6 protein-coding genes are annotated in these 7073 nt (G+C 75.8%); 2 read left to right on the forward strand and 4 right to left on the reverse strand.

Features of this window, described 5'->3' with window-relative positions; genetic code table 11:
• Both ACFV0G_RS12795 and thrB read right to left on the reverse strand, forming a co-directional pair.
• Nucleotides 1-576 (reverse strand): Rho termination factor N-terminal domain-containing protein (locus tag ACFV0G_RS12795; protein WP_380545813.1); only part of this gene is annotated, 576 nt, incomplete at its 3' end.
• Between the two features lie 527 nt (nucleotides 577-1103).
• A complete protein-coding gene (thrB, locus tag ACFV0G_RS12800) occupies nucleotides 1104-2021 on the reverse strand; it encodes a homoserine kinase (RefSeq protein WP_380545815.1) in 918 nt (305 codons plus the stop codon).
• 220 nt (nucleotides 2022-2241) lie between these two features.
• Between thrB and ACFV0G_RS12805 the strand changes: the two genes are divergently transcribed.
• Nucleotides 2242-3882: a GAF domain-containing protein gene (locus ACFV0G_RS12805; protein ID WP_380545817.1), complete on the forward strand. Its 1641-nt coding sequence runs from the start codon at nucleotides 2242-2244 to the stop codon at nucleotides 3880-3882.
• A 26-nt stretch (nucleotides 3883-3908) separates the two neighbouring features.
• Here the strand turns inward: ACFV0G_RS12805 and ACFV0G_RS12810 are convergent, their stop codons facing one another.
• Nucleotides 3909-4676 carry a hypothetical protein gene (locus ACFV0G_RS12810; protein ID WP_380545819.1) on the reverse strand — a complete coding sequence of 256 codons (768 nt, stop codon included), beginning with the start codon at nucleotides 4674-4676 and terminating at the stop codon, nucleotides 3909-3911.
• 94 nt (nucleotides 4677-4770) lie between these two features.
• A complete protein-coding gene (locus tag ACFV0G_RS12815; RefSeq protein ID WP_380545821.1) occupies nucleotides 4771-5589 on the reverse strand; it encodes an HAD family hydrolase in 819 nt (272 codons plus the stop codon).
• Nucleotides 5590-5795: 206 nt separating this feature from the next.
• Between ACFV0G_RS12815 and ACFV0G_RS12820 the strand changes: the two genes are divergently transcribed.
• On the forward strand, nucleotides 5796-7028 hold the full coding sequence (locus tag ACFV0G_RS12820) for a M20 family metallopeptidase (RefSeq protein WP_380545823.1): 1233 nt from the start codon (nucleotides 5796-5798) through the stop codon (nucleotides 7026-7028).
• The last annotated feature ends 45 nt before the right edge of the window (nucleotides 7029-7073 follow it).

Consider the following 7073-nt stretch of genomic DNA (forward strand, 5'->3'; position numbering starts at 1 on the left):
GCCCTCGCCCTCGACGCCGCGCGGCTCGGCGGCCTTGGTCTCGGCCTTGGCCTCGGCGACCACGGTGCCGGCGGACTCCGCGGCCTCGGCGGCGGGGGCGCCGGCGGCCGAGGTGGCACGGCGGCGGGTGCGCTCGGCGCGGGCCGGCGCGGCGGTCTCGGCGGCGGCCTGGCCCGGGATCTCGATCTGGGCCTGGGCCTGGGCCTGGGCCTGCGGCTCGGCGGCCGGTGCGGCGGCGCGGGTGCGGCGCGCGGGCTTCTCGGCGGCGGGCGCCTCCTCGGCCGGGGCGGCCTTGGCAGCGGCGCGCTTGGCGGCCGGAGCGGGGGCGGAGCCGCCGGCGAGCAGCGGGTCACCGCCGCTCTTCTCCTTGATGGCCTCGATGAGCTGGCTCTTGCGCATCCGTCCGGTACCGCTGATACCGAGGCCCGTGGCGAGCTTCTGGAGCTCGGCCAGGACCAGGCCGTCGAGGCCGGCGGCGGCGCTGCGACGGCGCCTGGCCGGGGCCGCGGGGGCGGCGGCTGCGTCCGACGCGTCAGCGTCCGGGCGCGCGCCCATCAGATCGGTGGTGTCGCTCACTAAGGGTCCTTCCCTGGAGCGGACGTCGGCCTGTCTGGCTCGGCGACCGGTTGTGCTGTCCTGACCAACGCCGAATCACGCTGGTCCGAGGCGGTTGTCCCCCGAAAGGACCAGCCGATCGGGGGAAGCGCTGCGATGTGCGGTGCACTGTGGTGCGAAGTGGCGCGATGGGCCGGTCTCGTACCGGCCTCGCTGCCTGTGGTTCCCGGGCCCCCGTCGCGCGGCGTCCCCCGGGCTCCGCCCGCCCGTGCCTCAATCAGGAGGCCGCGGGTGGGAGTCAGGTGCCGTCACGGCTTCGGGATGCGCCGCAATCGCGCAGGCAGGCTGCGTACGCGCTGTGGTCGGGCTCCCGGAGAATCGTGGTCCCGTACTTCCGGACCCCGTACGGACAGGGTGTCGGGATCGGGACGCGGCGCACCGGATCCCGATGGGCATCTGGTGCAGCAATGAGGTTAACACTACCGACCCCCTGACACATTCCCCAGCCCTGTTCTTGTCAATCGTTTCCCTCCGCACCACTGCGGCGGTCAGCCGTCCAGCGGCAGCACGCTGGCGCCGGTGCGGTCGAGCGCGAGCCGGTGGCCGGCGAAGGCGGGGCCCGCCAGCTGGAGCACCTTGTCGGCGGAGGAGTCGTCGGTGAGGGCGAGCACGGTCGGACCGGCGCCGGAGATCACGGCGGGGACGCCGTGCGCGCGCAGGGCGGCGACCAGCGCGGCGCTGTCGGGCATCGCGGAGGCGCGGTAGTCCTGGTGCAGGCGGTCCTCGGTGGCGGTGAGGAGCAGTTCGGGGCGGCGGGTGAGGGCCTCGACCATCAGCGCGGCACGGCCGGCGTTGACGGCGGCGTCGGCCAGCGGGACGGTCTTCGGCAGCAGGCCGCGGGCGGTCTCGGTGAGCACCTCGGTGGCGGGCACGAAGACCACCGGGACGACCTGCTCGGACGGGTCGAGCACGATGGTGCGGGCGCCGTCCTCGGCCGTCCAGGCCACGGTGAAGTTGCCGCGCAGGCAGGCGGCGACGTTGTCGGGGTGGCCCTCCAGCTCGGAGGCGAGGGCGAGCAGCGCGTCGTCGTCGAGCGCGGTGGCGCCGCCGATGGTGACCGCGCGGGCGGCCACGATGCCCGCGCAGATGGCGGCGGAGGACGAGCCGAGGCCGCGGCCGTGCGGTATCCGGTTGGCGCAGACGACCTCCAGGCCGCGCGGCTGGCCGCCCAGGCGGTCGAAGGCGGCCCGCATCGAGCGCACCACGAGGTGGCGCTCGTCCCGGGCGAGGGTGTCGGCGCCCTCGCCGGCGATGTCCACCGAGAGCCCGGCGTCTGCGACCCGCACGACGATGTCGTCGTACAGGCCGAGGGCGAGTCCGAAGGCGTCGAAGCCGGGGCCGAGGTTGGCACTGGTCGCGGGGACTCGCACCCGGACGGCGGCGGCACGGAACGCAGGACCGGCCATGCGGTGGACTCTCCTGGGGAGTGAGGGCTGCCCGGTTGGGGTCGGGGCCAGCGGTGGTACGGCGGCGGGGCCCGGAGTGCGGGACCCGGCGGATCGGGCGACTGCGCGCCGAGGCGCGGCCCGTCGGAAACCAGCCTATCGAAGAGAGGTTCCACAGCGGTACACCCTGGTCACCGAGGTCGCCGAACGGCTGCAGTCCGCCGCCGCCGTCACCGAGCGGATGCAGCGGTTGCTGGAGGCCGTGGTCTCGGTCGGGTCCGGCCTCGACCTGCACGCCACCCTCCAGCGGATCGCCACCGGAGCCGCCGAGCTCGTCGACGCCCGGTACGCCGCGCTCGGCGTCATCTCCCCGTACGGCCAGGGGCTGTCGGACTTCATCCACGTCGGCATCGACGACGAGACCGCCGCCCGGATCGGCGCCCTGCCGGCCGGCCGCGGCATCCTCGGCGCCCTGATCGACCGCCCGGAGCCGCTGCGCCTCGCCGACCTGCGCCGGGACCCGCGTTCCGCCGGCTTCCCCCCGCACCACCCGGCGATGACCTCCTTCCTCGGCGTGCCGATCCGTGTCCGCGGCGAGGTCTTCGGCAACCTCTACCTCACCGAGAAGCAGGGCGGCGGGATCTTCACGCCCGAGGACGAGCAGGTGGTGCAGGCCCTGGCCACCGCGGCCGGCGTGGCGATCGAGAACGCCCGGTTGTACGAGGCGGGCAGGCGCCGCGAGCGCTGGATCGCCGGTGCCGCCGCGGTCACCACGGCGCTGCTCTCCACCGACGAGGCGCAGGTGGCGCTGACCGTCGCCGCCGAACAGGTCCGGGACCTGGCCGACGGGGCGCTGGGCATGATCCTGCTGCCCACCGGCGACGGCCAGATGCGGGTGGCGCACGCCTCCGGCGAGGCCGCCGAGTACGTGCGGGGGGAGCTGATGCCGGAGGGCAGCTTCGCCGGCCGGCTGCTGGCGGGGGAGAGCGTCTACTTCGAGGACATGTCCACCGACCCGGGGGTGGTGATCCGGCTCGCCCGCAGCTTCGGCCCGTCGATGGCGGTGCCGATGGTGTCGGCCGGCCGGGTGCTGGGCGGGCTCGCGGTCTGGCGCAACCGCCGGACGGCGCCGTTCAGCGAGGGGGAGAAGCAGCTCGCCCAGACCTTCGCCTCGCAGGCCGCACTGGCGCTGCGGCTCGCCGAGGGCCAGCGCGACCAGCAGCGGCTCGCCGTCTTCCAGGACCGCGACCGGATCGCCCGGGACCTGCACGACCTGGTGATCCAGCGGCTGTTCGCCACCGGCATGGTGCTGGAGGGCGCGGCGCGTCGGGCCGGTGTTCCCGAGGTGCGGGAGCGGATCGGTCAGGCGGTGGACGAGCTGGACGCCACCATCCAGGAGGTCCGGACCACCATCTACGCCCTCCAGCACGACACCGGGGACGAGCCGGACACCCTGCGCACCCGGGTCCTGCGGGAGGCCAGCCAGGCCGCCGCGGCACTGGGCTTCAAGCCCTCGGTCGTCTTCGCCGGCCCGGTGGAGAGCCTGGTCGCCGAACAGGCAGCCCGCCAACTCCTCGCTGCACTGCGGGAGATGCTCTCGAACACGGCCCGGCACGCGCGGGCGTCCCGGGTCTCCGTCGAGCTCGACGCCACCGTGCACCTGGACGCCTCGGGGCGGCCGGCCTCCGGTGACGCGCTGGTGGCCGGCCGGCCCGGGGTGCTGCTGAGCGTCACCGACGACGGCGTGGGCATCCCGGACGGCGGCCGCCGCAGCGGGCTGCGCAACCTCACCCGCCGCGCCGAGGCGCTCGGCGGGGACGCCTGGCACGAGCCGGGGCCCGGCGGCCGCGGCAGCAGGGTGTGCTGGTCCGCGCTGCTCTGACGCCGGGTCGGCTCAGACCCGGGCGGCTACCACTTGATGGCGAGGGTCCGGAGCGCCTCGTCGGCGTACTTCCGCGCCACGGCCGGGCTCTGGCCCTGCTCGACGTCGACGAAGACGGTGAAGACCACCGTGCCCTTGCGCGCCGCCCGGTAGACGTACGGCAGCGGGGCCGTCTTCTTCCCGCCGTCGAGCGCGAACACCGCCGTGCCCTCCTCGGCGTAGACCTCCTCCGCACCCGTCACGGCCGGCGCCTTCACCTCGTGGACCGCACTGAAGGCGTCGCCGGTGGTGTCGTCGGTGTGCGAGGGGCAGCGCTTGTTGTCGGCGCGGTAGCCGGTGACGGAGGCGTGCGCGGCGGAGGCCGAGCGGTAGACCTTCGCGGAGGACTGCCCGAACACCGCCACCGAGTCGGCGGCGGACCCCGCCAGCGTCACCGTGCGCTGCATCCGGCCGGTGAGCCCGTCCACCGGGCCGCTGCCCTTCAGGTGGCAGGAGGTGTCCATCGACGGCGCGGCCAGCTCCGTGTCGTCCTTGCCGTACTGCTTGAAGTCGTTGCCCCACTCCCAGGCGCTCAGCGCCAGACCGGCGACCCGCGCCTGGCCCTCGGGCGGGGTGTCGAGCCCGTGGTCCGCGGCGGGAGCGGAGCTGCCGGGCGCCGCGCCGGTCGCCCGGAGCGAGGCCGCCGGGGCGGGCGGGCCCGCCGGTGCGGCCGTCCCGCCGAGGTCGTTGCAGGCGGTCAGCGCCAGGGCGGCGGCGGCCAGGGCGGCGGCCCGCAGAGCGGTGCGCGAAGACATGAATCGTTCCCCCGATCGGTGCGCGGCCGGGGCGGCCGCGACTGACGGTCGAACAGATTACCGACAGCGCTCGCCCGTCCACGCACCGGAGCGGTCAGAACAGCGTCTCGATGACCGCCGCCACCCCGTCGTCCTCGTTGCTCACGGTGTGCTGGGCGACCGCCGCCAGCACGTCCGGGTGCGCGTTCGCCACCGCGTACGAGGCACCGGCCCAGGCCAGCATCTCCAGGTCGTTCGGCATGTCGCCGAACGCCACCACCTCCGACCGGTCGATGCCCTGCTCCCCGCACCAGCGGGCCAGCGTGCTCGCCTTGGTCACCCCCGGGGCGCTGATCTCCAGCAGCGGCACCGGGCTCGACCGGGTGATCTCCACCAGGTGCCCCGCCGCCTCGCGGGCCCGCGCCAGGAAGGTGTCCGGGTCGAGGTCGGGGTGCTTCGCCAGCAGCTTGAACAGGCCGTCCACCCGGCCGTCCGCCACCAGCACCTCGGCCGGCGCCACCGGGTGCGGCTTGTCCGACTCCCACATCACCAGCGTGTACTCCGGCTCCCGGGCGAAACCGCCGGGGAACTCGAAGGCGAACGCCGTCCCCGGCAGCCGCTCGCGCAGCGCCCGGACCACCGCCAGCGTCTCCTCCCGGCCCAGCGGGAAGGACTCCAGCAGCTCACCGCGGTGCACGTCGACCACCGCCCCGCCGTTCGAACAGATCGCCACGCCGTGGCCGCCGATGTGGCCGCTCAGCTGCGCCATCCAGCGCGGCGGCCGCCCGGTCACGAACACCACCCGGAGCCCGGCCCGCTCGGCGGCGGCGAGCGCCGCGGCCGTCCGTTCCGAGACCGTCCCGCCGCGGCACAGCAGGGTGCCGTCGAGGTCGGTGGCGATCAGGCGGGGGCGGGGCGGCGGGGTGGCGGTCACCGGTCCATCTTCGCGTACCGGCGGGGCCGCCCGGGAGGGGCGGGCACCCCCGGTCGCGGTGGCCGCGATCACCCGCGTCCCGCCCCTGACCGGCGAATCCGTGCGCGCGTCCGCCGCATCCGGGCGGTTCCGTGCGGCATCCGCGCCGACGCGGCCCGCGAGCCCATCATGGGGCGACCGCCCACGCACCCCCACAGGAGGCCGCGATGTCCACCCCCGACGAGCTGCCGGACACCGACCGGCTCACCGGACTCGCCGACGCCGCCGCCCGGATCCGCCCCGACCTCGCCGACCTGCGCCGCGAGCTCCACCGGGACCCGGAGATCGGCCTCGACCTGCCGCGCACCCAGGCCCGCATCCTCGCCGCCCTGGACGGCCTGCCGCTGGAGACCGCCCTCGGCAAGGGGCTCAGCTCGGTCACCGCCGTCCTGCGCGGCGGCCGCCCCGGCCCCGCCGTCCTGCTCCGCGCCGACATGGACGCCCTGCCAGTACAGGAGACCAGCGGCCTGCCGTTCGCCTCGCAGGTGCCCGGCGCCATGCACGCCTGCGGCCACGACCTGCACATGGCCGCCCTGGTCGGCGCCGCCCGGCTGCTCGCCGAGCGCCGCGAGGAGCTGCCCGGTGACGTCGTCCTGATGTTCCAGCCCGGCGAGGAGGGCTGCGGCGGCGCCGAGCGCATGATCGACGAGGGCGTGCTGGACGCCGCCGGCGACCGGGTCGTCGCCGCGTACGCCCTCCACGTGGGCGCCGCCCTGCTGCCCAACGGCATGGTCGCGACCCGGCCCGGCCCGGCGATGGCCGCCTGCGACACCCTGCACGTCACCCTCCGCGGCCGCGGCGGTCACGGCTCCAGCCCGTACGCCGCCCTCGACCCCGTCCCGGCCGCCTGCGAGGCCGTGCTCGCCCTGCAGACCATGGTGACCCGCCGGTTCGACGCCTTCGACCCGGTGGTGGTGACCGTCGGCACCTTCCACGCCGGCACCGCCTCCAACGTCATCCCCGACGACGCGGAGTTCGCCGCCACCATCCGCTCCTTCTCCCCGCAGGCCCGCGCCCTCGTCCACGAGGAGGCGCTGCGCGTGGTCCGCGGCGTGGCGGCCGCCCACGGCCTCGACGCGGACGCCCGGATCGAGACCGGTTACCCGGTGACCGCCAACGACCCGCAGGAGGCCGCCTTCGCCGCCGACACCACCCGCCGCCTGCTCGGTGAGCACCGCTACATCGAGATGCCGCACCCGATCGCCGGCTCCGAGGACTTCGGGGTGATCGGCGAGCACGTCCCCTCGGCCTACCTGATGCTCGGCGCCTGCCCGCCCGGCCGCGACCCGTTCGCCGCCGCCTACAACCACTCCCCGGAGGCCGAGTTCGACGACGGTGTCCTCGACACCGGCGCCGCGCTGCTGGCCGCCCTCGCACTCGGCCGCCTTCAGCGCGGCTGAGCCGCCCCCCGCCGGTCCGCCCCCGAGGACCGGCCGGGCCGCGGC

The sequence above is a fragment of the Kitasatospora sp. NPDC059571 genome (assembly GCF_042735675.1).
Taxonomy (GTDB): Bacteria; Actinomycetota; Actinomycetes; order Streptomycetales; family Streptomycetaceae; genus Kitasatospora.